25 protein-coding genes and 1 tRNA gene are annotated in these 24,299 nt (G+C 52.5%); 20 read left to right on the top strand and 6 right to left on the bottom strand.

The window, feature by feature from the left end; genetic code table 11:
• Window positions 1-52 precede the first annotated feature (52 nt).
• The 7 genes from JF44_RS0114735 to JF44_RS0114705 all read left to right on the top strand — a co-directional run bounded on the left by JF44_RS0114735 (window position 53) and on the right by JF44_RS0114705 (window position 4,627).
• Entirely contained in the window at window positions 53-604 is a 552-nt protein-coding gene (locus JF44_RS0114735) for a ubiquinol-cytochrome C chaperone family protein (RefSeq protein WP_033069988.1), read from the top strand.
• A gap of 13 nt (window positions 605-617) precedes the next feature.
• Window positions 618-1,196, top strand: a complete 579-nt coding sequence (locus tag JF44_RS0114730; protein ID WP_033069987.1) for a YceD family protein — start codon at window positions 618-620, stop codon at window positions 1,194-1,196.
• Window positions 1,197-1,451: 255 nt separating this feature from the next.
• Complete coding sequence (gene plsX, locus JF44_RS0114725; protein ID WP_052065952.1) at window positions 1,452-2,528, top strand: phosphate acyltransferase PlsX; 1,077 nt, start codon at window positions 1,452-1,454, stop codon at window positions 2,526-2,528.
• Window positions 2,529-2,569: 41 nt separating this feature from the next.
• Window positions 2,570-3,541: a beta-ketoacyl-ACP synthase III gene (locus JF44_RS0114720; RefSeq protein ID WP_033069713.1), complete on the top strand. Its 972-nt coding sequence runs from the start codon at window positions 2,570-2,572 to the stop codon at window positions 3,539-3,541.
• Between the two features lie 157 nt (window positions 3,542-3,698).
• Window positions 3,699-3,989, top strand: a complete 291-nt coding sequence (locus tag JF44_RS0114715) for an integration host factor subunit alpha (RefSeq protein ID WP_033069712.1) — start codon at window positions 3,699-3,701, stop codon at window positions 3,987-3,989.
• Window positions 3,990-4,001: 12 nt separating this feature from the next.
• Window positions 4,002-4,484 carry a MerR family transcriptional regulator gene (locus tag JF44_RS0114710; protein WP_052065951.1) on the top strand — a complete coding sequence of 161 codons (483 nt, stop codon included), beginning with the start codon at window positions 4,002-4,004 and terminating at the stop codon, window positions 4,482-4,484.
• A 66-nt stretch (window positions 4,485-4,550) separates the two neighbouring features.
• Window positions 4,551-4,627 (top strand) — tRNA-Pro (locus JF44_RS0114705).
• Between the two features lie 47 nt (window positions 4,628-4,674).
• Here the strand turns inward: JF44_RS0114705 and JF44_RS0114700 are convergent.
• Window positions 4,675-5,256 carry a histidine phosphatase family protein gene (locus tag JF44_RS0114700; protein ID WP_238318464.1) on the bottom strand — a complete coding sequence of 194 codons (582 nt, stop codon included), beginning with the start codon at window positions 5,254-5,256 and terminating at the stop codon, window positions 4,675-4,677.
• A gap of 120 nt (window positions 5,257-5,376) precedes the next feature.
• Window positions 5,377-5,628: a hypothetical protein gene (locus JF44_RS0114695; protein ID WP_033069711.1), complete on the bottom strand. Its 252-nt coding sequence runs from the start codon at window positions 5,626-5,628 to the stop codon at window positions 5,377-5,379.
• 118 nt (window positions 5,629-5,746) lie between these two features.
• Here JF44_RS0114695 and cutA point away from each other — a divergent pair, with 118 nt between their 5' ends.
• Both cutA and JF44_RS0114685 read left to right on the top strand, forming a co-directional pair.
• On the top strand, window positions 5,747-6,073 hold the full coding sequence (gene cutA / locus JF44_RS0114690; protein ID WP_033069983.1) for a divalent-cation tolerance protein CutA: 327 nt from the start codon (window positions 5,747-5,749) through the stop codon (window positions 6,071-6,073).
• A gap of 62 nt (window positions 6,074-6,135) precedes the next feature.
• Entirely contained in the window at window positions 6,136-6,699 is a 564-nt protein-coding gene (locus JF44_RS0114685; RefSeq protein WP_033069710.1) for a septation protein A, read from the top strand.
• An 82-nt stretch (window positions 6,700-6,781) separates the two neighbouring features.
• Here the strand turns inward: JF44_RS0114685 and JF44_RS0114680 are convergent, their stop codons facing one another.
• On the bottom strand, window positions 6,782-7,981 hold the full coding sequence (locus tag JF44_RS0114680) for a bifunctional 2-C-methyl-D-erythritol 4-phosphate cytidylyltransferase/2-C-methyl-D-erythritol 2,4-cyclodiphosphate synthase (protein ID WP_033069709.1): 1,200 nt from the start codon (window positions 7,979-7,981) through the stop codon (window positions 6,782-6,784).
• Window positions 7,982-8,103: 122 nt separating this feature from the next.
• On the opposite strand from JF44_RS0114680, the gene JF44_RS0114675 reads away from it, so the two are divergent.
• From JF44_RS0114675 to JF44_RS0114625, 11 genes are all read left to right on the top strand, one after another.
• The gene (locus tag JF44_RS0114675) at window positions 8,104-8,910 is read left to right on the top strand and encodes a cytochrome C assembly family protein (RefSeq protein WP_033069708.1); all 807 of its coding nucleotides are present in this window, start codon (window positions 8,104-8,106) and stop codon (window positions 8,908-8,910) included.
• A gap of 259 nt (window positions 8,911-9,169) precedes the next feature.
• Window positions 9,170-10,180 (top strand): tRNA dihydrouridine synthase DusB, encoded by a 1,011-nt coding sequence (gene dusB, locus JF44_RS0114670; RefSeq protein ID WP_033069707.1) that lies wholly within the window; start codon window positions 9,170-9,172, stop codon window positions 10,178-10,180.
• A gap of 60 nt (window positions 10,181-10,240) precedes the next feature.
• Window positions 10,241-11,386: a two-component system sensor histidine kinase NtrB gene (locus JF44_RS0114665; RefSeq protein WP_033069706.1), complete on the top strand. Its 1,146-nt coding sequence runs from the start codon at window positions 10,241-10,243 to the stop codon at window positions 11,384-11,386.
• Window positions 11,383-12,831 carry a nitrogen regulation protein NR(I) gene (ntrC, locus tag JF44_RS0114660; protein WP_033069705.1) on the top strand — a complete coding sequence of 483 codons (1,449 nt, stop codon included), beginning with the start codon at window positions 11,383-11,385 and terminating at the stop codon, window positions 12,829-12,831. The genes JF44_RS0114665 and ntrC overlap by 4 nt, the downstream gene beginning before the upstream one ends.
• Window positions 12,828-15,104 (top strand): sensor histidine kinase NtrY-like, encoded by a 2,277-nt coding sequence (locus JF44_RS0114655; protein WP_033069704.1) that lies wholly within the window; start codon window positions 12,828-12,830, stop codon window positions 15,102-15,104. The genes ntrC and JF44_RS0114655 overlap by 4 nt, the downstream gene beginning before the upstream one ends.
• Window positions 15,105-15,150: 46 nt before the next feature.
• Complete coding sequence (gene ntrX, locus JF44_RS0114650; RefSeq protein WP_033069703.1) at window positions 15,151-16,530, top strand: nitrogen assimilation response regulator NtrX; 1,380 nt, start codon at window positions 15,151-15,153, stop codon at window positions 16,528-16,530.
• Between the two features lie 42 nt (window positions 16,531-16,572).
• On the top strand, window positions 16,573-17,952 hold the full coding sequence (trkA, locus tag JF44_RS0114645; RefSeq protein WP_033069702.1) for a Trk system potassium transporter TrkA: 1,380 nt from the start codon (window positions 16,573-16,575) through the stop codon (window positions 17,950-17,952).
• Window positions 17,953-18,012: 60 nt separating this feature from the next.
• On the top strand, window positions 18,013-18,699 hold the full coding sequence (locus tag JF44_RS0114640; protein ID WP_033069701.1) for an HAD family hydrolase: 687 nt from the start codon (window positions 18,013-18,015) through the stop codon (window positions 18,697-18,699).
• Between the two features lie 121 nt (window positions 18,700-18,820).
• Window positions 18,821-19,078: an RNA chaperone Hfq gene (hfq, locus tag JF44_RS0114635; protein WP_008891082.1), complete on the top strand. Its 258-nt coding sequence runs from the start codon at window positions 18,821-18,823 to the stop codon at window positions 19,076-19,078.
• A gap of 7 nt (window positions 19,079-19,085) precedes the next feature.
• On the top strand, window positions 19,086-20,417 hold the full coding sequence (hflX, locus tag JF44_RS0114630) for a GTPase HflX (protein ID WP_052065986.1): 1,332 nt from the start codon (window positions 19,086-19,088) through the stop codon (window positions 20,415-20,417).
• A 20-nt stretch (window positions 20,418-20,437) separates the two neighbouring features.
• Window positions 20,438-21,262 (top strand): inositol monophosphatase family protein, encoded by an 825-nt coding sequence (locus tag JF44_RS0114625; protein ID WP_081944456.1) that lies wholly within the window; start codon window positions 20,438-20,440, stop codon window positions 21,260-21,262.
• A 6-nt stretch (window positions 21,263-21,268) separates the two neighbouring features.
• Here JF44_RS0114625 and mazG read toward each other — a convergent pair whose 3' ends face one another.
• From mazG to JF44_RS0114610, 3 genes are all read right to left on the bottom strand, one after another.
• Window positions 21,269-22,093 carry a nucleoside triphosphate pyrophosphohydrolase gene (gene mazG, locus JF44_RS0114620; protein WP_033069698.1) on the bottom strand — a complete coding sequence of 275 codons (825 nt, stop codon included), beginning with the start codon at window positions 22,091-22,093 and terminating at the stop codon, window positions 21,269-21,271.
• Between the two features lie 147 nt (window positions 22,094-22,240).
• Complete coding sequence (locus tag JF44_RS0114615) at window positions 22,241-23,746, bottom strand: aspartate kinase (RefSeq protein ID WP_033069697.1); 1,506 nt, start codon at window positions 23,744-23,746, stop codon at window positions 22,241-22,243.
• A 91-nt stretch (window positions 23,747-23,837) separates the two neighbouring features.
• A complete protein-coding gene (locus JF44_RS0114610) occupies window positions 23,838-24,239 on the bottom strand; it encodes an ectoine synthase (RefSeq protein ID WP_033069696.1) in 402 nt (133 codons plus the stop codon).
• Window positions 24,240-24,299 lie beyond the last annotated feature (60 nt).

Genomic DNA, 24,299 nt, shown 5'->3' with positions numbered 1-24,299 from the left:
TTTACGGCATTCTGCGTGCCATGGCAGGAATGTCAACGAAGGAGTGTTACTGTTGTTTGGATGGCTGAAGAAAAAAGACCGCAAGCAAACCGCAGCGTTCGAGCTTTACACGGCAATGGTAACCCAGGCGCGTCAACCGGACTTCTACGCGAAGGTCGGTGTGCCCGATACAATGGAAGGTCGTTTTGACCTTATTCTGGTGCATGCGTTCATCCTGTTTCGCCGCCTTAAGGCAGATGACGGAGACCGTGATCTCGCGCAATATATTTTTGACGTGATGTTTGCCGACCTTGACCAGAATATGCGTGAAATGGGGATTGGTGATGTTGGGATCCTGAAACGGATCCGCAAAATGTCGGAATCCTATCACGGGCGTATTGTGGCCTATGAAGAAGGTGTTCAGTCAGGCGCAGCCGAGCTTGCAGCCGCATTAGACCGGAATCTTTTTGCTGATTGCGAGATCAGCAATGAACAACTGATGGCGATGGTCGGATATGTGCATGACGCATTGGCCGCGCTTGAAAATCAAACCATTTTGCAAATGCAGAACGGTGCCGTGCATTTTCCCGATGTACCACGTGTCGCCGTCTCTGACCCGCAATAGAAAGAATGAACTGATGTCTGATAAATTTACTCCTGAGTTTTCCCGCATCGTCAAAACTGACGAGCAGGTAAAAACCAAAGAAAAACTTGTTATCGAAGCGAACGAAGCAGAACGCGCAGGATTGGCCAAACGTTTTGAGCTTGTTTCCATCGATAGCTTGAAAGCCGAACTTGAAATTAAAACGGCTTCGAATGGCGAAGTTACCGTACGCGGGCCAATGAACGCGCAAATCGTTCAGCGCTGTGTGGCAACGCTTGAGCCGGTTCCCGAGGTTATCGAAGATACGGTCGAGGTTCTCTTCTCTCCGCATGTGTCAGAAGCAGACATGCCGTCAAACCCCGATGATCTTGAAGATCTGTCTGAAGAAGAGTTAATGGCGTTGCTTGATCAGCCAGAACCGCTGGTGGATGGCATGATTGATGTCGGCGAGGTTGTCGCGCAGTTTCTTGCTGTTGCGATGGACCCATATCCGCGCAAAGATGATGCGGAACTGCCGGACTCGATCCAGTCCGAAGAAGATGCCCAAGAAGATAAACCCAACCCGTTCGCACAGCTTGCAGGCCTTAAAGAGCAGCTTGAAAAGAAAAAATAGTAGCTGTAATCGTCGCAAGAGCGGATGATTAGGCACTATGAATATGCCGGTGTTAACCAGCATTGCACTTTTATAAGTCATAGTATCGGTGGTTCAACTGCTGTGCGATTGGTCATCAGTTTCGGCTTTGCCTTGTATCTGGTTGAGAATTCCGGTAATTACGGGCGTTCCGGCCAGTTGATGATGGACGAGACCTTTTGGTCAGTCTGCCGGGTATCCGGTTCAGAGATTTTAGAACAACCATAAGAGAAGACTTTGCCTGAACAGGTTTGCATATCACTTGACGCGATGGGAGGAGACCACGCGCCAGACATGGTCGTGGCGGGTGCTGAAATTGCACTCAAACGACTTCCCCATCTCAAGTTTCTGATGTTTGGTGATGAAGCGCAGTTAAAGCCGCTGCTTGCCAAATATCCTACCTTGGAAGCTGTGAGTGAAATTCGCCACGCGACGCAGGAAGTTTCGATGGAAGACAAGCCTTCCGTTGCCCTGCGTCAGCGCCGTGATTCCAGCATGCGTCTTGCGATCAACGCCGTCAAAGAGGGCGATGCGCAAGGTGTTGTATCTGCTGGTAATACTGGTGCCCTTATGGCAATGGCGAAGTTTGTTCTGAAAACGGTGCGCGGAATCGATCGCCCGGCCATTGCGACCTATATGCCCACACAGCGTGGCGAGACGGTCATGCTTGATTTAGGGGCAAACATCGAGTGCGACGAACATAATCTGGTTCAATTTGCGCTGATGGGTGAAGTCTTTGCACGCATCCTGTTCGGACTTGAAAAACCGTCGGTCGGTTTGCTCAATGTCGGGATCGAGGAACTCAAGGGCAATGAGTCGGTCAAGAAGGCCTCGGCAATCTTGCGCGATATTGATCTGCCAATCCGTTTCGAAGGTTTTGTTGAGGGGGATGATCTTGCCAAAGGGACCGTCGATGTCATTGTGACGGATGGCTTTACTGGTAACGTTGCCCTGAAAACCGCAGAGGGGACAGCCCGTCTTTTGGTGCATTTCCTGCGAGAAACCTTCAAAAGCTCTTTCTTTGCCAAAATCGGTTACCTTCTTGCGCGTCGTTCGCTGCAGCGTTTCCGGGATCGCATGGATCCGCGCCGTTATAACGGTGCGATGTTGCTTGGTCTCAATGGTATTGCTGTTAAAAGCCATGGCGGCACAGACGCACTTGGTTTTTCCAACGCCATCGGGGTTTGCCACGACTTGATCGTCAATAACCTAAATGACACCATCAAAAGTGAACTTGCCATTTTTGAGCAGTCCATGAGCGGTTTGGAAAAAGCTCAGGAAGAAGTTGCCGTTCCTGTTGGTCAAGCCAACTGATCAACCCATCAACACAATAGAAAGCTGGCGGTCCCCAAGTCATGACAATTCGTTCTCGCATTATTGGTTGCGGTTCATATCTACCTGCAAACGTCGTAACCAATGATGATTTGTCCAAGCGCGTCGATACATCTGATGAATGGATCGTTGCGCGGACAGGCATTCGCCAGCGCCATATCGCGGCCGAGGATGAAACGACCAGTGATCTTGCCTGTGCCGCGGCAAATAAGGCGATGGAACATGCAGGTGTTACTGCTGATGATATCGACCTGATTATCGTTGCAACGGCAACACCTGATAATACGTTCCCGGCAACGGCGACCAAGGTGCAGAACCGTCTTGGTATAAAAGGTTTCGCATTTGATGTGCAGGCGGTGTGTTCGGGCTTTATTTACGCCCTGACGACAGCAGACATGTACATCCGAAACGGGCAGGCCAAAACAGCACTGGTTATTGGTGCGGAAACATTTTCGCGTATCCTTGACTGGGAAGACCGTCGAACCTGTGTGTTGTTTGGTGATGGGGCAGGCGCAGTCGTTGTTCAGGCAACTGAAGGCAACGGTTCAACTGACGACTACGGTATTCTTGCAAGTCGCCTGCATTCGGACGGCAGCAAATACGAACTTCTTTATGTCGATGGCGGGCCATCGGCAACCCAAACGGTTGGGCATTTGCGCATGGAAGGTCAGGAAGTCTTCCGCCATGCGGTGACCAACCTTGCCAGCGTTATTCGCGAAGTTCTTGGCGATACCGGGCTTGACCCGGATGATATCGACTGGCTTGTGCCCCATCAGGCCAACCAGCGTATCCTTGATAGCACTGCGCGCAAGTTTGGCATTTCCAAAGACAAGGTTGTTGTGACCGTTGATCGTCACGCCAATACGTCGGCAGCGTCTATACCATTGGCATTGGCCGAAGCGGTCCATGACGGGCGCGTTCAACGCGGCGATATTGTGGTTCTCGAAGCGATGGGCGGCGGATTTACCTGGGGCGCTTCACTTGTTCGTTGGTAACAGCGGCTTGGAAAGTGGCAGAAGTCCTCAAAAACACGTGAAAATCTTAAAAATCGCAACATTCCGCCTTAAAGCAGTGTATCCTGTTGATATTGACTGATTTCGCTACCAGATATAACCTTGTGTATAATGTCCCGAAATAAGGAGGCGGCCTGTCATGTCGGAAACAACGATTACCCGTGCGGATCTCGCTGAAGCCGTTTACCAGGAAGTAGGTCTGTCGCGGAACGAGTCCGCCCAGCTGCTTGAAACTGTGCTTGATGAAATTTCGACTGCGTTGATCAAGGATGAGGTCGTAAAGATTTCTTCCTTTGGAAGTTTTTCTGTTCGTCAGAAAGGCCAACGCATCGGACGCAACCCGAAAACGGGGGAAGAAGTGCCAATTCTTCCGCGTAAGGTGCTTGTCTTCCGGCCGTCACAGGTCCTGAAAGCCCGAATTAACGCTTAAGAAAAAGAACTCATGAAAACGAACTTGGGGGCTGCGGCGGGACCTTCCCGCCGGACAGCAAAGTCTGACTCTGCTTTTCGAACAATTAGCGAGGCTGCAAAGGAGCTTGGTCTTCCGCAGCACGTTCTAAGGTTCTGGGAATCGAAGTTTCCCCAGATTCAACCGATGAAACGGGCCGGTGGGCGGCGTTACTACCGCCCCGAAGATATCGAATTCCTCGGCAAAATCCGCGCTCTTTTGCACGACCAGGGTTTTACGATCAAAGGGGTTCAAAAGCTTCTTGATCAGAACAAGGGCAAGCTGCCCTCGGAAATTTCCGTGTCTGCGCAGGATGTAGACCAGGCCAAACCCGCATCGGTTCAGATTGCGGCTGTTTCAGAGCCAGATCGTTCAGCGAGTATGGATAAAACAGCGCTTCGAACCGTTTTAAGCGAACTTGAAGACCTTCAATCCATCCTGCGGTCGAGCCTGCAGAATATCAAAAAAAATCCGTAAAAATCATTTGCGTCTTTGGCGCGGCACCGCTATTTATCGAGCCGCGCCAAACGGCGCATCTACGGTCGGAGCGTGGCGCAGCCTGGTAGCGCACCTGCATGGGGTGCAGGGGGTCGGAGGTTCGAATCCTCTCGCTCCGACCAATTATTTTCCCCCTTTTAATACCCTCAAGCCAAAAACGTCTGTTCGTTCAGGGCATAATGCGCCCCAGCACTTCGACGTCATTGCCGTTGTTGTTCAGACGGAACAGAATAATTTCGCCTGAGCGCGGGAAGATATCTGTGAGGGCGGTAATGTTCACCTGATGCGTCACCAGCACTACCTTTTGCCCGTCAGGAATCTCTACAAGCCGTTGTTTAATCTGTTCGGTTTGTTGAGTGCGGGTACTTCGATCCTGAAAGAACGAATTTAGGGCGGGTTCTTCGGTGGGGGATCCAAGGTCAAGCAGTTGTGCTGTTTCCAAACACCGACACCATTGGCTTGTGAGGATGGTATCGACCTTTATGCCCATTTCGCGAATGCGATCACCTGCCTGGCGCGCTTGATCTTGCCCGGTTGCATCAAGATTGCGCTGTGTTGTGCAATCCCCAAGTGTGAAATTGGCTGGATCACCGGTGCCCGGTGCGATCGCGTGGCGCATCAGTGCGTGCACACCGTCTGATTGCCAGATTTTCCATGCATCATCAGGCTCTGTGGCAATGGCAGGGGGATGTGCTGCCGCAAAGAGCAACGCAACACAGATAAACAGCGATCTAAGCATCCAAGGCATCATCAATCCCCATCTTGTTGGTAGCGGGAAGGTTACCTTTGATACTTGTTATCGCGGCGTGTGGATCAAAATTGAGAATGCATTGGGGGTGAGGTTGATCTTAATCCGCGAGACAAGCGGATATTATTTTCCCGCAGCTGTGCTGGCGATCCGGCGGCCTTCATCTGTAAGCTTGCAGATCAGCCAGTCGGGTTTGACCGGGTTATCAAACCATGGTGCTGCCCATCCGTGCTCAATGCAGCTCCGGACGGTTTTTTCGCTGATTTGTTTTCCGTTGCCATCAAACAGCGGCAGTTTGCCACCCGGTTGGCTTAGGCCACGGCGCAGCCATTCAAGTTGAACATCAGTGGGTTTCGAATGTTTTTTCCCCGTCATCGGTACTCCCCGCACCGTTATGATATGATGGACCCTAACCATAAGATGTCTTTCAGTGTGACGGATTATCAACCACGGAGCAATCTCAATGACACCGGACGAGTTTCAGCAAAGCGAAATGTCTTTTTTGTATGTCACCGTTCCGGATATGGACACGGCACGGACGATTGCCGGAGGCGCGATTAAGGAAAAGCTGGCGGCGTGCGCAAATGTCTTGCCGCAGATGACGGCCATTTATGAGTGGGATGGTGATGTTGAAGAAGAAAACGAAATGATCGTGATCCTTAAAACATCACGCACAACGGCGACAGATCTGGCGCAATGGATCGATGAACATCACCCATATGAAGTCCCCTGTATCCTTGAAGTTCCATTGGGGCGGGGCAACCATGACTATGTTTCATGGCTGCAAACGCAATTGGGATCAAGATCACGGTTGATGTGATTGCATCTGTGTCCTTTGGCCCCTAGGATGGCGCAAATTTATTCATTGGGATTTATGATTTAATGAGCCAACTGACCAAAATGGCCCTCGAGATGGGGCCATTGATTTTGTTCTTTGCTGTTAATGCCACCACAAACCTGATGACAGCAACCGCTGTTTTTGTGGCGGCGACGGTCATTGCCCTGATCACATCCTACATGATTGCGCGAACCATTCCGGTTATGCCCTTGATTGGTGGGGCTTTTGTTGTCGTGTTTGGCGGTCTGACGCTGTATCTCGATGATGAATTGTTCATCAAGATCAAGCCGACCATCGTGAACCTGCTGTTTGCTGCCATCCTTTTTGGCGGGCTGCTGGCACGCAAACTGTTTCTCAAGCTGGTGCTTGAAAGCGCGTTTAAGGCAACCGATGAAGGTTGGCGGATACTTACGTGGCGCTGGGCTTTCTTTTTCGTCTTCCTGGCTGTGGTCAATGAAATTGTCTGGCGCAACTTTTCGACCGATACCTGGGTTGCCTTCAAGGTGTGGGGCATCATGCCCATCACCATGATCTTTGGAATGGCGCAGGTTCCGGTTCTGATGAAGCATCAATTACCCGAGGATGACGGCGAAGAAGCCGCGTCCTGAGCCTCTATGCGCAGCCTGGTCAAACATAAAAGGGCAGGATCATCATGATCCTGCCCTTTGTTATTAAAGCTGCCTAAGGCCTTCAGGAGGTCGGTAGCGCAACGCTAACGGCTGCCTGGGCTGCAATGCCTTCTTCACGACCGGTAAAGCCCAGACGTTCGGTTGTCGTGGCTTTGACATTGACCCGATCAACTTCGATGTCGAGAATTTCGGCAACCTTTTCACGCATCGTCGGCGTATGTGGGCCGATCTTGGGGCGTTCACAAATCAGCGTGACATCCACGTTTACAATCCGCCCGCCACGTTTGCGAACAAGGTCGGCGGCATGTTTCAGGAAGATATCTGAAGCAGCACCTTTCCATTGCATGTCACTTGGCGGGAAATGCTGACCGATATCACCCGCACCAATCGCGCCCAATATGGCATCTGTCAGGGTATGTAGACCGACATCTGCGTCAGAATGCCCGTCAAGCCGGGCGGAATGGGGAACCTTGACACCGCACAGTATGCAGTGATCACCCGGTGCGAACCGATGGACATCAAAGCCGGTTCCGGCACGGTATTCTTCCAATGGCATGCGCGACATATCCTTTTTTTCGCTCTCAGCCCAGCTCAGGGCACGGCCGAAGTCGTCCTGATGGGTGATTTTGTCGTTGTTTGTAGTGCCTTCAACGCAAATCGCATCAAGGCCGAGTGCTTCAAACAAGGCTGCGTCGTCAGTGAATTCCAGACCTTCAAATTTCTGATGGGCGTCCAAAATGGTTTTGAAGTCAAACCCTTGAGGTGTTTGGGCGCGGTGCAGGCTTTCACGCGGAATTGTGCGGGCAATAACCCCGGTATCAGTGGTCTGTTTTATGGTGTCAGCCACAGGAAGCGTAGGGATCGCCCCGGCATGCGATTGAAGGGCGGTAATCACGCGTTCGATTACGTCGTCTGAAATGCCCGGTCGGGCAGCGTCATGGATCAATACAATATCCGGGGCGTGGGGCTCAAGCGCACGCAAACCGTTCAGAACCGACTGTTGACGCGTTATCCCACCTTTGACTGGCTGCGGAAGTTGGTCGCGACCGTTTGCATTTTCGATCGCGCGGTCAAACCATTGCTGGTGATCGGGATTGTAGACCACCTGAATAAACTCGGGCGTGGTGTGTCGCACAAAGCAGTCGATGCAATGCGCAAGGATGCTTTTGCCACCAAGCATGTGATATTGTTTTGGTATTGGGTCGCCAAATCTGCTACCGCTGCCTGCTGCAACGATGACAACCCCGATTTTTTTGGTCATAAACTTAATGCCATGGCTTGTCTGAAGTGCGCCGCAGGCTATCTTCCTGCGAAGGTTTTGCCAAGTCGCCAAATCGACTGTCGAAATAAGAAGTCGTCCCGGATACAGAAATGGACCAATAGATGCTCGCTGCATATATCCATATCCTGGCTTTGTTGCCGCTTACAGCGCAAATCATGCGACCGGAACCCAAGCGTGACACTTGGTTGTATGCATCCATTTGTTTGGCTGCGGCCGGGACGATGGCGTTGCTTGGTCTGACGGGGGAGGAAATCCAGTCGCGCGGCTTTGCAGCGGCCTTGCATTGGTCTGAACTGACGGTGATCATGATCTTTGGCGGGCTTGTGATCTGCAAGGGCCCGCATCAGGTTTGGCGTTTGGCAGGTTATGTTGGCGGTTATTTGCTGTTGTTTGCCATTTTGGCTGCTGTTTTTAGCCTGCTTATCCCTCACGAACCGGAGACGGTCACAGGACCAGCGCTTTATTCCGGGTGGCTTTGGGCGCATATTGGCAGTTCGTTGATTACATATGCGCTGGTTACCTTGGCGGCTATTGCGGCGATGGCGTATGTCGTTCAGGAATATGCGCTGAAAAAGCGTAAACCAACACGCTGGAGCCGCCGTCTTCCGCCTTTGCGTGACAGTGAATACATGCTTGTCGGCTTTTTGAAATGGTCGGCGTGGGTTCTTGCGATTGGCATCATTTCAGGGTTTGCCTTGCGCTATGTCGAAGGCAGTAGCCTTTGGGCCATTGATCACAAGATGCTGCTGACCCTTTTGGGGTTTGTGATCATCTGCATTCTGATCTTTATCCATGAACGATCGACGCTTCGAGGCCGTATGGCTGTTCGGTTCGTGCTTGGGGCCTGGTTATTGCTGACGCTTGCATTTCCTGGGGTGCGATTGGTTACGGGCTATATCGTCAGCTAAGCTATTTGGCGATATATGCAGCAGAACTGCCCAATTTTTACAATCTCGCCTTATCCTTATGCATAATTGGTAATCATTGCCCTGAGGTACGTGCTCATATCCACGGGCATACTCGTGTTGAGCCTTTGTGTGACGCAGGATACATGCGTCGGATTTTCAGCCAAGGCAGAACGATATTTGCAATAACGCGCTTAGAGTTGTTGCATGTCGTAGTCAGTTTTATTAATCTGCCCAAGATTTAGGCAAACGGAAATTCTTCATGTCATTACAGATCGGTTCTGTACATGTGCCAGAGACAGTTGTGCTGGCACCGATGTCAGGTGTGACTGACCTTCCTTTTCGGCAACAGGTTCGCCAATTTGGCGGGCATCTTGTTGTGTCGGAAATGATTGCGTCTGATGCCATGACCCGCATCCAGCGACATGAAAAGGAAGTGCGCAAGATGCATGGTGACTGCGCTGCGGAAAGTCCACTTTCCGTTCAGCTTGCAGGTACAGAACCCGAGGAAATGGCCGAAGCGGCAAAAATGAACGAAGCCCGCGGCGCCATGATCATCGATATCAACATGGGCTGTCCGGCCAAGAAAGTCACCAAGGGCTATGCCGGGTCCGCATTGATGCGTGATGAACGGCTGGCTGCCGATATTATCAAGGCGACTGTTGACGCCGTTTCTGTGCCCGTCACGCTTAAAATGCGTCTTGGTTGGGATGATGACAATCGTAATGCGCCGCGTCTTGCGCGCATTGCCGAGGACCTTGGCATTACCATGCTGACCATCCATGGCCGTACACGCTGTCAGTTCTACAAGGGGGATGCCGATTGGGATGCGATTGCATTGGTCAAGCAGGCCGTCTCAATCCCTGTAATCGGTAATGGTGACGTTACCAGCGAAGAAGACGCCAAAGAGCTTCTGAAGCGTTCCGGGGCGGATGGCGTGATGGTGGGCCGTGGTGCGCAGGGGCGTCCGTGGTTCCTGGCCCAGGTATCGCATTACCTTAAGACGGGTGAAAAACTGGCCGCGCCCAGCTTGGAAATTCAGTTGCAAACAATCCTGCGTCACTATGATGCAATGATCGACCATCATGGTCGACAGGGTGTGCGTATCGCACGCAAACATCTAGCCTGGTATTGCAACAGCTTGCGCAATGCGACGGAATTTCGTCGTGTTGTCAATGTGTTGGATGATCCGATTGAGGTCAAAGATCAAATACGGGCGTTTTACGAACCCTTGATCGAAAACAAAATCAAATTTGATCAGCAAGCAGCCTGATCACTTCATAACAACAATAATATGGCGACGGCATAGCAGGCCGCGTCGGGGAAAATATGTATGAGACTGGGATTTGGAAAAGGCAATGGGGTTGACCCGACTGGCGTGCTCAATGCGATTGCGAGCGCCGTTGTCGTTGCCAATCGGGACGGAAAGATCAAATTCGTCAATCAGGCAACCGAACAACTGTTCAACACAAGCGCAAGCGTGCTGTGTCGCGGCAATCTGACAGATTTTATCCCCGCTGACAGTCCGGTCTTCTCATTGATCAAGCAGGCAGTTGACGAGGCAACCCTTGTTGCCGACCACAATCTGTTGATCGAAAGCCCCAAGATTGGCAAGCACACCGTCAACCTGACTGTCGGTTCCATGCCCGATGATAGTGACTGTGCGGTTCTGACGTTTGAGCCACGTTCAATTGCGCAAAAGATCGATAACCAGTTGCTCAGCCGCAATTCGGCGCGTTCGGTAAGTGCGATGGCCGCAATCCTTGCCCATGAAATCAAAAATCCGCTTTCGGGTATCCGTGGGGCGGCTCAATTGCTTGAGCAGACCAGCAACGAAGATGACCGGGTGCTGACCCGCCTGATTTGCGACGAAGCGGACCGCATTGTCGAGCTTGTCGACCGGATGGAGATTTTCTCGGACAAACCGCTTGAACGTGGCGCGGTCAATATTCACACCGTGCTGGAACATGTGCGTCGTTTGGCGGAAAACGGATTTGGCAAACACCTGACGTTCGAGGAAATCTATGATCCGTCCTTGCCGCCGGTATTTGGCAATCGTGATCAACTGATTCAGGTGTTTTTGAACCTGATCAAAAACGCGGGTGAGGCGGTTGATCCACAGGATGGCGAGATTACCATCTCGACGCGCTATCAGCATGGCATCCGTCTGGCTGTTGCGGGCGGTGATGCGCGTGTGCATCTGCCACTTGTTGTGTCTGTTCGTGATAATGGCCCTGGCATTCCGCAAGACATGCGCGAAAGCCTGTTTGATCCATTTGTCACGACCAAGCCAACCGGATCGGGGCTTGGCCTTGCACTGGTTGCGAAAATAATCAATGACCATGGTGGTGTGATCGAAGTTAAAGATGTACCGGGGGGAGGTGCAGAATTTCAGATCATGCTGCCAATCTACAATCGTGCGCTGGCCGAAGGTGCAAGCGAAGCGATCATAATCAATAACAGGGAAGAAACGGCATGAGTACGAGCCCTGCCAGAATTCTGGTTGCCGACGATGATCGGGCCATTCGCACAGTTTTGACACAGGCGCTGTCACGTCAGGGACATGAGGTGCGCAGCACCGGTCATGGACGCACGTTGTGGGACTGGATCGCCGACGGGGACGGTGATCTGGTTATTACCGATGTCATGATGCCTGACGAGAACGGGTTGGATATGGTGCCGCGCATTCGCAAATTGCGCCCCGATCTTCGTGTTATCGTCATGAGTGCCCAGAATACCCTGATGACGGCCGTCAAGGCTGCCCAGCGTGGAGCGTTTGAATATCTGCCAAAACCCTTTGATTTGAATGAATTGATGGGGATTGTTGATCGGGCGCTTGAAACGCCGCAGGAAAGTGAAACGGGCACGGTAGAGGATGAAGAAGGCGATGGTCGCCTGCCTCTGATCGGGCGTTCGTCGGCGATGCAGGAAATTTACCGTGCACTTGCCCGTCTGATGAATACCGACCTGACGGTGATGGTGACCGGCGAAAGCGGCACTGGTAAAGAGCTTGTCGCGCGTGCCCTGCATGAATATGGCGGGCGCCGCCACGGACCATTTGTTGCGATTAACATGGCAGCAATCCCGCGTGAGCTTATAGAAAGCGAGCTGTTCGGTCATGAAAAAGGCGCCTTTACCGGTGCGAACGAACGCAAGGTCGGCCGCTTTGAACAAGCCGAGGGGGGCACGCTGTTTCTGGATGAAATCGGTGATATGCCGCTAGAGGCACAAACCCGTTTACTGCGAGTGTTGCAGGAAGGCGAATATACCCGCGTCGGCGGACGAACACCGATCCGCGTCAATGTCCGTATTGTGGCCGCAACCCACCGCGATCTGCGCAAACTGATCCGCGAAGGCACATTCCGCGAAGATTTGTTCTATCGTCTTAATGTGGTGCCCATCCGTCTTCCGTCGCTGCGCGAACGTCTTGAAGATATTCCTGAACTTGTGAACCACTTCCTGTTGCAGGCAAGTGAAGAGGGGCTTCCGCGCAAAAACCTTTCCGCGGAGGCAATGGCGCGCCTTAAGGCGCATCGCTGGCCCGGCAACATCCGTGAACTGGAAAACATGGTACGGCGCCTGACCGCGCTATATTCACATGATGTGATCGGTGTTGACGTTATCGAGACCGAGTTCTCCGAAAATAATATCAGCGAAGCTGCGCCAAGTGCCGAACCTCAGTCTCTTTCTGAGTCGATCGAACGCCATGTGCGTGAGTATTTCGATGCGCATGATGAAGATCTGCCAGCAAACGGCTTGTATGACCGCATCTTGCGTGAAATGGAACGCCCGCTGCTAAACGTTACGCTTGAAGCAACGCGCGGCAATCAGGTCAAGGCCGCTGAGGTGCTTGGCCTTAACCGTAATACTCTGCGCAAGAAGATCCGTGACCTTGGTCTTGAAGTCGTCAGGGGCACGAAATGAACAATACCGACCGTTCGATCTCCAACCGGTTTTTGCGGTCGGGCTTTGTGCGGTTTCTTGGGCGGTTGGGCCAGTCGCGTCGCTTTGCATTCGGACTGGTTTCAGCAGCCCTTGTATCGGTGGTTGCGACCTATCTCGTGATGACGGGCACCGCACCGTTTCGCCCTGATCCACGACTGATTCTGTTATTGCTGAATATCGACCTTGTACTTGTCCTGCTTTTGGCAACGCTGGTTGCGCGCAAGCTTGTGCAGATTTGGGTGGAACGACGGCGCGGGGTTGCCGGGGCCAAACTTCACACCCGTATGGTTTTGATGTTTTCGCTGGTGGCGGTTACCCCGGCGATTATCGTTGCGATCTTTTCTGCATTGTTTCTGCATTTCGGTATTCAGGGCTGGTTCAGTGATCGCATCAGAACGGCCGTTGAAGAAAGTATGGTCATTGCAGATGCCTACCTGCGTGAACATCAGGAGCTGATCCGGGCTGATGTGTTGGCGACGGCCAACGACCTGCAACGCTTTGGTGTTAATTTTTCAACCAGTCCGGAACGTATTTCCAGTCTGTTAACGGATCAGGCACTTGCACGAGGATTGCCGGAAGTCATGATGATTGACGGTACCGGGGAAATTATTGCGCAGTCGGAGTATAGTTTTTCCTACGATACCAACCAGGCATCGGTGCCGGCGGAAGTCTTTGATGACGCGCGGGAAAAAGACGTCGTTTTGATGGTTGGTTCAAGTGACAACCGCATTCGCGCCATTGCCAAAGTCCCTACTTTTATTGACGCGTTTTTGCTGGTTGGGCGATTTGTTGACCCGAACGTTCTGGATCGTATTGACAAGGCGCGCCGTGCTGTTGACGCCTATCAAAGCCTTGAGGGCGAACGTTCCGGGATCGTGATCACGTTTGTGATGATCTTTGTTTTGATCTCTGTTGTGTTGTTGCTTGCGTCGGTAACTCTTGGCCTGATGGTGGCGACACGTCTTGTCCAGCCGGTTTCGCAACTGATCACCGGGGCCGAACGTGTGCGTGACGGGGATTTGTCATTCCGTGTACCGCTGGATGGGCAGGGCGATGAACTTGAAGCCCTAAGCCGCGCCTTTAACCGGATGACTGCACAACTTGAAACCCAGCGAAACGAACTGATTGCGGCAAACCGTCTTAATGATGAACGCCGCCGCTTTACCGAGGCCATCCTTGGTGGTGTGACAGCAGGCGTGATTGGTCTGGACCCGGAACGCAAAATCGATCTTCCAAACAGTAGTGCTTCGAACCTGCTTGGTCTGGACCTTGATGGGCATATTGCACAAGAATTGACGGAAGTAATTCCGGAATTCCAGCCGTTGTTCGATGATTTTGGCCGGGATGGTGATCGCAGCAAACCGCGCCAGATCGAAATCCGCCGCGATGGTGTTAATCTGACACTTCTGGCGCGTGTGACGGCCGAATGGGCCGATGATGGTACGGTGTTTGGTTACGTCGTGACATTTGATGACGTAACAGAACTTCAAACAGCACAGCGGATGGCAGCATGGGCGGATGTTGCGCGACGGATTGCGCACGAAATCAAGAACCCTCTTACCCCGATCCAGCTTTCGGCAGAACGTTTGAAGCGCCGCTACCTCAAGCAAATTGATGATGATCAGGAAGTGTTCAAGACCTGCACGGATACGATTATCCGTCAGGTTTCCGATATCGGACGCATGGTTGACGAATTTTCGAGCTTCGCCCGTATGCCATCGCCGACCATGCGGTCGGAAAATATCGGTGAGTTGGTAAAAAGTGCGGTATTCCTGCAAAAACAGGCGCACACCGATATCACCTATGATTTCGATCGTGAAGGTGTTGCAAACCTGCAGATTTCGTGTGACGCGCACCAAGTAAACCAGTGCCTGATCAACACGTTAAAGAATGCGGCCGAAGCCATTGAAGGCCGCGAAAAACCATCAGATGGGGAATTGCCACCCGGCAAGATCGAAATTTCCGTTGCAAAATCCCCGGACAATCAGCGTGTGTTTGTTGCCGTTTCTGATAACGGCAAGGGGCTTCCGGCAGAACATCGTGAACGTCTGACTGAACCCTATGTCACGACCCGATCAAAGGGAACCGGACTGGGATTGGCGATCGTAAAGAAAATCATGGAAGACCATGGCGGAGAGCTTATACTCTCCGACGGCGTTGAAAGTGGTGCAACGATTACGCTATCTTTCCCCAAAGTCATCGAAGCCGAAACAGCTAGTGTGGCGCGGGATACACATTCCTCAGACAATTGATTGATTGTCAAAATCGCAACAAAACAAAGATTGATTTGGTCATAAAATGGCGCACGACATTCTTATTGTCGACGATGAAGAAGATATTCGGGCTTTGATATCGGGTATTCTCGAAGACGAGGGCTACACAACACGTCAGGCTGGATCAAGTCAGGGGGCTTTGTCCGAAGTGGCGGCACGTCGGCCAAGCCTTGTTGTTCTCGATATCTGGATGGATCAAAGTGATCATGATGGCATTGAGACGCTCAAACTGATCAAGCGCGAACACAGCGAAGTCCCCGTTGTTATGATTTCGGGGCACGGCAATATTGAAACCGCGCTTGAGGCATCGCGTATCGGGGCCTACGACTTCATAGAAAAACCGTTCAATACGGATCGCCTATTGATGGTTGTGGAACGTGCCATTGATGATGCGCGTCTGCGGCGTGAAAATCGTGAGCTGACCCTGCGCGCCGGCGGCGATACCGAATTGGTTGGCAATTCTTCGATGATTAATAATCTGCGTCAATCGGCCGAGCGGGTTGCCAGAACCGGCAGTCGTGTCCTGATCCATGGACCGGCCGGGTCGGGCAAGGAAGTTGTCGCGCGCCTTATTCATCAAAAATCTGCCCGCGCTGAAGCACCTTTTGTGGTTCTGAATTGTGCGAACATCTCGCCGGATACCATGGAAGAAAACCTGTTTGGTGCGGTCGCGACGGCAGAGCGCGAAGCGCGTACTGGTGTTCTCGAGCTAGCGCATGGCGGTACGCTTTTACTTGATGAAGTGGCTGATATGCCGCTGGAAACACAAGGCAAGATCGTGCGCGTTCTTCAAGACCAGACGTTTGAGCGTGTAGGGGGATCGGTCCCGGTTAACGTCGATGTACGCGTCATCGCGACAACGGCGCGTGACCTTGAACAGCGCATATCCGAACAGCTGTTCAGACAGGATCTGTATTACCGCCTGAATGTGGTGCCGCTTGAAGTGCCGCCCTTGCAGCAGCGACGTGATGATATTCCGACGCTGGCGGAGACATTTCTTGATCGCTATGCCGATGCAACCGGTCTTCCAAAACGAAAACTCTCGCCCGAAGCCATGGCAACACTGCATGCCTATGACTGGCCCGGAAATGTACGTCAGTTGCGCAATGTGATCGAAAGATTGATGATCATGGCGCCAGATGATGAAGACAAGGTCGATCTGATCAGCGGCAAGATGCTGCCATCAGAGCTGTTTTCTGATATGCCAACGTCACTTAGTTTTGACAAAACCAGTGAAATCATGGCATTGCCGCTGCGCGAAGCACGAGAGATGTTTGAAAAAGAGTATCTCCAGACGCAGATTGACCGATTTGGCGGCAATATCTCTAAAACGGCCAGTTTTGTCGGAATGGAACGTTCAGCATTGCACCGCAAGCTGAAAAGCCTTGGTGTTAGCGGCCAATAGGCCCACCATTACCTTGGGCTGTTGTGAACGGGAGAATACAACATGAAGGTCATCATTTGCGGCGCCGGGCAGGTGGGTTTCCACATTGCCAAATACCTGGCTGCGGAAAACAATGATGTAACCGTGATCGACCAATCCGAAGAACTGGTGCGCAAGATTTCCGATACACTGGAAGTCAAAGGTATCATCGGGTTTGGTTCGCATCCTGACGTGTTGCAGCAGGCAGGCGCGGAAGAAGCGGACATGCTCATTGCCGTGACATTTGCCGATGAAGTCAACATGACGGCCTGTCAGGTGGCGCATTCGCTGTTTAATGTGCCAACCAAAATTGCCCGTATCCGCAGTCAGACGTACTTGCAGCCTGAATGGGCCAGTTTGTTCGGTCGTGAAAAACTGCCGATTGATGTTGTGATTTCGCCTGAGATGGAAGTTGCACGTGCGGTTGCACGTCGTCTTCAGGCACCCGGCGCGTTTGACATGATCCCGTTTGCCGATGACAAGGTTAAAATCCTTGGTATTCGATGCAGCGACGACTGCCCGGTGATCAACACGCCGCTGCGCCAGTTGCACCAACTGTTCCCGGATCTGAATATTTCGATCCTTGGGATGATCCGTGGCGATAAGGCGGTCTACCCTAAAGGGGATGATCAGATGTTGGCCGGGGATCTTGTGTATCTTGCAGTATCCAGCGATCAGGTTGATCGGGCGATGTCGGCCTTTGGTCACGAAGATCCCGAAGCGCGCCGCATCGTGATTTTCGGTGGCGGTAACATCGCATTGTTCCTTGCCGAGGAAATCAATCGGAACTTCCCGGGGGTGACAACCCGCCTGGTCGAGGAAGACCCGGAAAGGGCACGCTTTGTCGCGCAGAAACTGCCCAAGAAAAGCGTGGTGCTTCGCGGGGACGTGCTTGATCCGGAACTTCTTGAAGAAGCCAATGTCGGGAATGCCGAAGCCGTCGTGGCGCTGACCAATGACGATGAAACCAACATTCTGGCGTCTCTTCTGGCGAAACGCTATGGCTGCCCGCGTGCTCTCACGCTAATCAACAAAAGCACCTATAACTCGCTGGTGTCTGAGCTGGGCGTCGATGTTGTGATCAGTCCACGCATGACAACGGTTTCGACGATCCTTCATCACGTTCGCCGCGGGCGTATCCGCGCCGTTCACAGCCTGTCTGAAGGATTTGGCGAGGTGCTTGAAGCCGAAGCCCTTGAGACAGCGCCAATCGTTGGCAAGGCGATCAAGGATATCTCGATGCCGGCCGGTGTGGTGTTTGGTGCGATCCTGCGTAATGGTGAGGTTGTCATGCCGCGTGCCGCCACCGTGATTGAGGCCAATGACCGTATCGTTGTATTTGCCGGATCAGAGCAGATCAAAAAGGTTGAAAAGATGTTTGCTGTCCGGCTGGAATATTTCTGATCAGGCAGGCGTTCTTTATCCTCACACAAATAACTGCCCACCAAGCCACCGGAAATTCAAATGTCTGACAAATTGCCCCGACCGCCAAATGCCGTCATTTTTGACTGGGATAACACCCTTGTCGATAGCTGGGGCACCATTCAGGCAGCTTTGAATATGACGCTTGAGGAATTTGGCAAGGATCCCTGGTCACTTGAGGAAACCAAACAGCGGGTTGCGCGATCAATGCGTGACAGTTTTCCGATCCTGTTTGGGGAAGATAAATGGTTGGCTGCCAAAGACAGCTTTTATGGCCATTTCCAGTCCATCCATCTTCAAACGCTGACGCCACTTGCCGGTGCGCATGATTTGTTGTGTGCACTGCGCGATAACGGAACCTATATCGGGATTGTCAGTAACAAAAATGGCGACTTCTTGCGCAAGGAAGCCGATCACCTTGAATGGACCCCGTTTTTTGGCAAAATTGTTGGTGCAACAGATGCTGCCAACGACAAACCGGCACCCGATCCGGTCCATCTGGCGATGGGCGACTCTTCGGCGTCGCAATATGAGAATCTGTGGTTTGTTGGTGATAGTGTGGTCGATATTCAATGTGCACGCAATGTCGGAGCCACGGCAATCCTGATCGGGGACGAAATAACCGGTGACAGTGACACGCAGAATTCCGCGACTCTCAGCCCTGATTGGCATTTCGCTGATTGCGAGGCGCTTGTAAGGGTTGTAAAAAGCTTCTCGAAAGTCTTATAGTTCGTACAGGTCATTAAAAATGGGGCCGGAATCGTGACAGACCTGTACGTCGACGGTTCCACATTTTCCTTGGCCGCCCGAAACCAAAAAAACGCTCATAAAAGAAGGCTAGGTCTAACCAATGGCGGAAAAATCACAAAATGTTCAGGACGTATTCCTGAATTATTGCCGTAAAAACAAAACGCCGGTTACCGTGTTTCTGGTCAACGGAGTCAAATTGCAGGGCATCATCACCTGGTTTGACAATTTCTCTGTTTTGCTGCGGCGCGATGCTCATACTCAGCTCGTGTACAAACACGCGATTTCGACGGTAATGCCAACAACCCCGATCAAGTTGTTTGATCCGAGCCAGCCTGCGACGGAAGAAGAAAATAGCTGACGAGTCTCTGACTTCGGGGGGCGGCGATGCGCCTTATTCCCCCCGGGTCCTGGTTTTCCATCCGGAACTAAAACGCGCAGATCCAACCGGGAGCTGGCGCGACGCTTCGTCACGTCTGGAAGAAGCGATCAGTTTGACGGGTGCATTGGATTTTGAAGTGGTGGGCGCAGATATTGTGCCCATTGCAAAGTTGCGTCCTTCGACCTTGTTTGGCAAGGGCGTTACTGAACGGCTTGGCCTGCAAATCAAGGCCGAAGAAGCTGACATTGTCATGATCAATGGCATTCTGACACCGATCCAGCAGCGTAATCTGGAACGGGAGTGGAAATGCAAGGTCATTGACCGTACCGGTTTGATTCTTGAAATCTTTGCCGACCGTGCGCGTACTCGTGAAGGTCGTTTGCAGGTCCAGCTGGCGTTGCTGAGTTATCAGCGCTCGCGTCTTGTTCGGACCTGGACGCACCTTGAACGTCAGCGTGGTGGTCGCGGGTTCCTTGCCGGACCGGGTGAAAGACAGATCGAGATTGACCGTCGTTTGATTGGCGACAAGCTTGCCAAACTTCGCCGTGAACTGGAAGAAGTCAAACGGACGCGCGAACTTCATCGTGAAGCCCGCCGCCGGGTGCCTTATCCGATTGTCGCTTTGGTGGGATACACCAACGCCGGAAAATCAACGTTGTTTAATCAGCTGACGTTGTCGGAAGTCTTCGCCGAGGACATGCTGTTTGCGACGCTTGATCCGACAATGCGCGGGCTTGTTCTGCCCAGCGGCCGCAAGGTTATCCTGTCAGACACGGTTGGATTTGTGTCCGACCTGCCGCACGATCTTGTCGCGGCCTTCCGTGCGACACTTGAAGAAGTGCTTGAAGCAGATTTGATTGTTCATGTCCGCGACGCATCTTCGCCCGAAACCGAAGAGCAAAAGCTGGATGTTCTTGAAGTTCTAAAAGAACTGGGACTGCAAAAGGCGATCGACGGTGAAGAATTGGTCGAGGCCCTTAACAAAATTGACCAACTCGAAGGCGATGATCTGCAGGCTGTGTCAGAATATGCCGCACGCCACGACAACACCATTGCGATTTCTGCGGTTAAGGGCACGAACTGCAATGCGTTGCTTGATCTGATCGAAGACCGGCTCACCGAAGATATGCCGATCTTTGAGCTTTGCGTGCCATATGCGGACGGAAAGTCGCTTGCAAAGCTTTATGAGCAGGGTGAAGTCCTTAAGCGCAACGAAGGTGCTGATGGCATTGCCGTTCAAGTACGTGTGGATACCACCCGTGTCGGGCGCTTCGAGGATTGGTGTGCGAAGTCCGGGCTGGAAATACACTTGGTCTAGAACCAACAAGGAGAGAGCGTGTGACGATTAAAGTCGATATGGATAAGGTAACGGAGATCATCCGGGAAGTGTCGGCTGCCGAAATCGCACCGCGTTTTGGTCAGTTGGACGATGCCGATATCGATACCAAGACTCATGCGCTTGATCTTGTCACCATTGCCGATACCGAAGCGGAGCGCGTTCTGACACGTCGCCTGACGGATCTTCTGCCGGGCAGTCGAGCGTTGGGCGAAGAAGCCGCTCATGCGGACCCGAAGCTTCAAGACCGTGTGTTTTCTGGTGATGAGCCCTTTTGGATCATTGATCCGGTGGATGGCACGAAAAACTTTGCCAATCATCGGCAGCCGTTTCGATGCATGGTCGGTCTTTATGCTGGCGGTGAAACCGTCGCAGCATGGATCATTGATCCGATCGAGGGCGCGGCGACTGTGGCAGAGAAGGGGGCAGGCACGCGCTATCAGGGCGAGCCTGTTTCGGTGCGTTCAAATATCATGAAGCCAGCGGATGCGAAGGGATTTCTGATCTCTTATGCCCGCGACCGTATCCGCAAGCATTACGGGCATCTCGATTTCTTTGCCGATGTTGCGCATTATTCGTGTTGCGGGGCGGAATACGAAGAAGTGGCGCGCGGTGCATATGATTTTTGTGCCTACCGTACGCTCAAACCTTGGGACCATGCGCCGGGAACCTTGCTGGTGCGTGAAGCGGGGGGATATGCCCGCTACATCACATCTGATCGCGATAATGAATATAATGCCAATGCGATGGCACCGGGGTTACTGTGCGCCAGTTCCGAGGAGCTCTGGGCAGAGATCAATGAAATCCTGATGCCGCTATTTAGCTAAGCTGGCTCAAACCTGGCCGCGCTCTGTCTTTTTTGCCAAATTCCAAAGATCATCCATTTCCGCAAGGTTTGAGCCCTTGGCTGTTTTGCCATCGCGGGCCAGCGCATCCTCGATGAAATGAAAACGTCTGGTGAATTTGTGATTGGCACCGCGAAGGGCAACTTCAGGATCAACACCGATTTTACGCGCCAGATTTGCCATCACAAACAGCATATCGCCAAGTTCGTCCTGCAGGCGCGCAGGGTCCGGGTTTTCCGTCATTTCGGCTTTAAGTTCGTCTATCTCTTCATGCAGCTTGTCAAAGACTTCGTCTGTGCTCGGCCAGTCAAAGCCAACACGGGCCGCACGTTTGGTAAGCTTTTCTGCGCGCATCAATGCCGGAAGTGCGCTTGCGACCCCATCAAGGGCGCTGTGGCGTTCGTGGCCTTTGTCCTCGGCCTTCCGGGCGCGTTCGGTGGCCTTGATCTTTTCCCAAGTCTGATTGACGCCATCGGTCGTCGTAGCATCCCCGTCACCAAATACGTGCGGATGGCGGTTGATCATTTTTGAAACGATGCTGTTGGCGACGTCTTCAAATTCGAAATGGCCTGCTTCCTTTGCCATTTGCGCGTGGAAAACCACCTGTAGGAGCAGATCGCCAAGTTCATTGCAAAGTTCGGGCATGTCGTTGTCAGCAATGGCATCGGCTACTTCGTAGGCTTCTTCGATCGTGTAGGGGGCAATGGTTGAGAAATCCTGCTCCAAATCCCACGGGCAGCCACCATCGGGATCACGAAGTTTTGCCATGACTTCAAGAAGTTCATTGATGGCTTTGCTGTTATTGGTCGTCATGTGGTCGGTCCCGTTTGTTGGTTGCCCTGAAATAAGTCCTATCGCGCTGCACCACCACTGACAAGGATATGATTTTTGCAAAACAAAACCCGCAAGACCAAAATGGCACTTGCGGGTTTCGATGTGATGTTCGGATGCCCTTACGGCTTATGCAGCCTTAAGCTTTTCCTGTTTCGAAGCGCTATCATTGTTGTTTTTATTTGATGATGCGCTTTCTTCTTTTTTGCCTTCGACGAGACCACGGTGCAGGGCGACGATCGCGCTGTTGAAGTCGCTTTCGGCAACAACGAACTGCAGATCAACACGGCGGCTCGGATAGTGCGATGCCACCAGCTCGACGCCTGCATCATCAAGGATCGATACGGCACGGGCAAACAGGCCAGGCTGTTCGATGTTCGCACCAATCACCGAGACAATTGCGACCTTGCGGGTCTGAACGGTTGCTTCGGGCTGGTTTTCCTCGATCTCGTCAACGCAACGGCGGATCTGCTTGAGCGGCGCGGCCACATAGTGCGTGATCGTATTGGCATTGAGGTTCTTGGTAACGGTCGGAACCTTGTAACGTTTAAGGACGCTCAGGATCGCTTCTTCGCCACCTGGAACACCAACCATATCCTGATTGAATACTTCAATCTCGAACGCGGTCGGGACGCCGGTCACGATCTCAACACGGCTGTTTTCCGGCTCCCAGTGATCATCAATAACCGTACCGGGATGTTCCGGCTCAAAGGTATTGGCGATCCGAAGCGGAATGTCGTGCTGACGCAGGCCTTTTGCTGCGCGCGGGTGGATGGCTTCCATGCCCATGTTCGACAATTGGTCAGCCACGTCGTAGCTGGTGCGGCCAATCGGACGCACAGCATCTTCACCAACGATGCGCGGGTCGGCACTAGACAGATGGAATTCCTTGTGAATGATCGCCTCGCGCGCCTGAGTCAGGCACGCAATACGCGAGAAGGTCACTTCACTGTAGCCACGACCATAGATGCTCATCAAACCTTCGCTGCATTGGGCATAGCCCGTTGCAATCGCAAGCTGGTTTGGCAGATCAATATCTTCAAACACCTTGTTGATGCGACCATCAAGGCTGGAGGCCTCTGGCTCACGCCAGCCTGATAGATCTGCAAACACGGCGTTCACGCCCTTGGCGCGAAGCAGCAACATGGTGTTGTGCGCACTATGGGCTTCACCAATGGCCGAAAGCATTTCACGAACGGTCAGAAGATGCTTTTCGAGTTTGAAATGACCGAAGCTGCACAGACGATGGAGGTCCATCAGGCAACTACGCGTGCCTTCAATACGTTCCTGTACAAAGGCATTCGCCAATTTCAATTCAGGTGCGTCGCCAAAGATTTCTTCGTTGATCGCACACATTTTCTCGGAAACCTTGGTCAGGGCATCGCCCCAGGCCCAGTCGGTCTCGGAACCGGCATAAAGCTGATAAACGCCTGCCTCGCCGGTCTTTTTGTTTTCCAGCAAAAGGTCGGTGAACCCACCGTATGCTGAAACGACAAAGACCCGGTTGTACAGTTCTTTTTCGCTGCGGTTGCCGACCAGAATGTTGTCCATGACCGCATCAACCTGGGTCATCGACGTACCACCGATCTTGTGAACGCTATGCCCAGCGTCCGTTTTATTCTGGGCTGAAAGCATGTTGCCTCCTTTGGGGGCGTATCCTTGAAAATATATGCTCGTGTGCGTTGGGGGTGGTCGAGTTCCGCCGTCCCGAACGCAAGAGTCTTACTTAGCTGGCGAGTGCATCACCATCGAGCGGGTATACCCCGTTCTCGTCATGTACTTCGCGACCATTGAGCGGCGGGTTAAAGGCACATGCGACAACCATGTCTTCGGTACCACCACGCAGGTAGTGACGGTCATGTTTGTCGAGGATGTAAACCGTACCCGGCTCGATCTTGTATTTTTTGCCATCCGCAAGCGTTTCGACTTCGCCATTACCCGAGATGCAATAAACCGTCTCGAAATGGTTCGCGTAGCAGATCTCGGTTTCGGTGCCGGCATAAATGGTCGTGATGTGGAACGAGAAACCCATACCGTCTTCGGCAAGCGACAGACGGGTGCTTTCCCAGTTATCCGAAACCACGCGACGACCGGATGCTTCACATTCTTTCAGAGTACGAACAATCATTATTAACTCTTTGATCTCATTAAGTTGTGGGGCAGGGCGGCACCCGTGGCGCCGCCCAAA

It is taken from the genome of Thalassospira australica, from assembly GCF_000763295.1.
Lineage (GTDB): Bacteria > Pseudomonadota > Alphaproteobacteria > Rhodospirillales > Thalassospiraceae > Thalassospira > Thalassospira australica.
The sequence above is the reverse complement of the archived record's forward strand: the minus strand, read 5'-3'. Positions and strand labels throughout refer to the sequence as shown.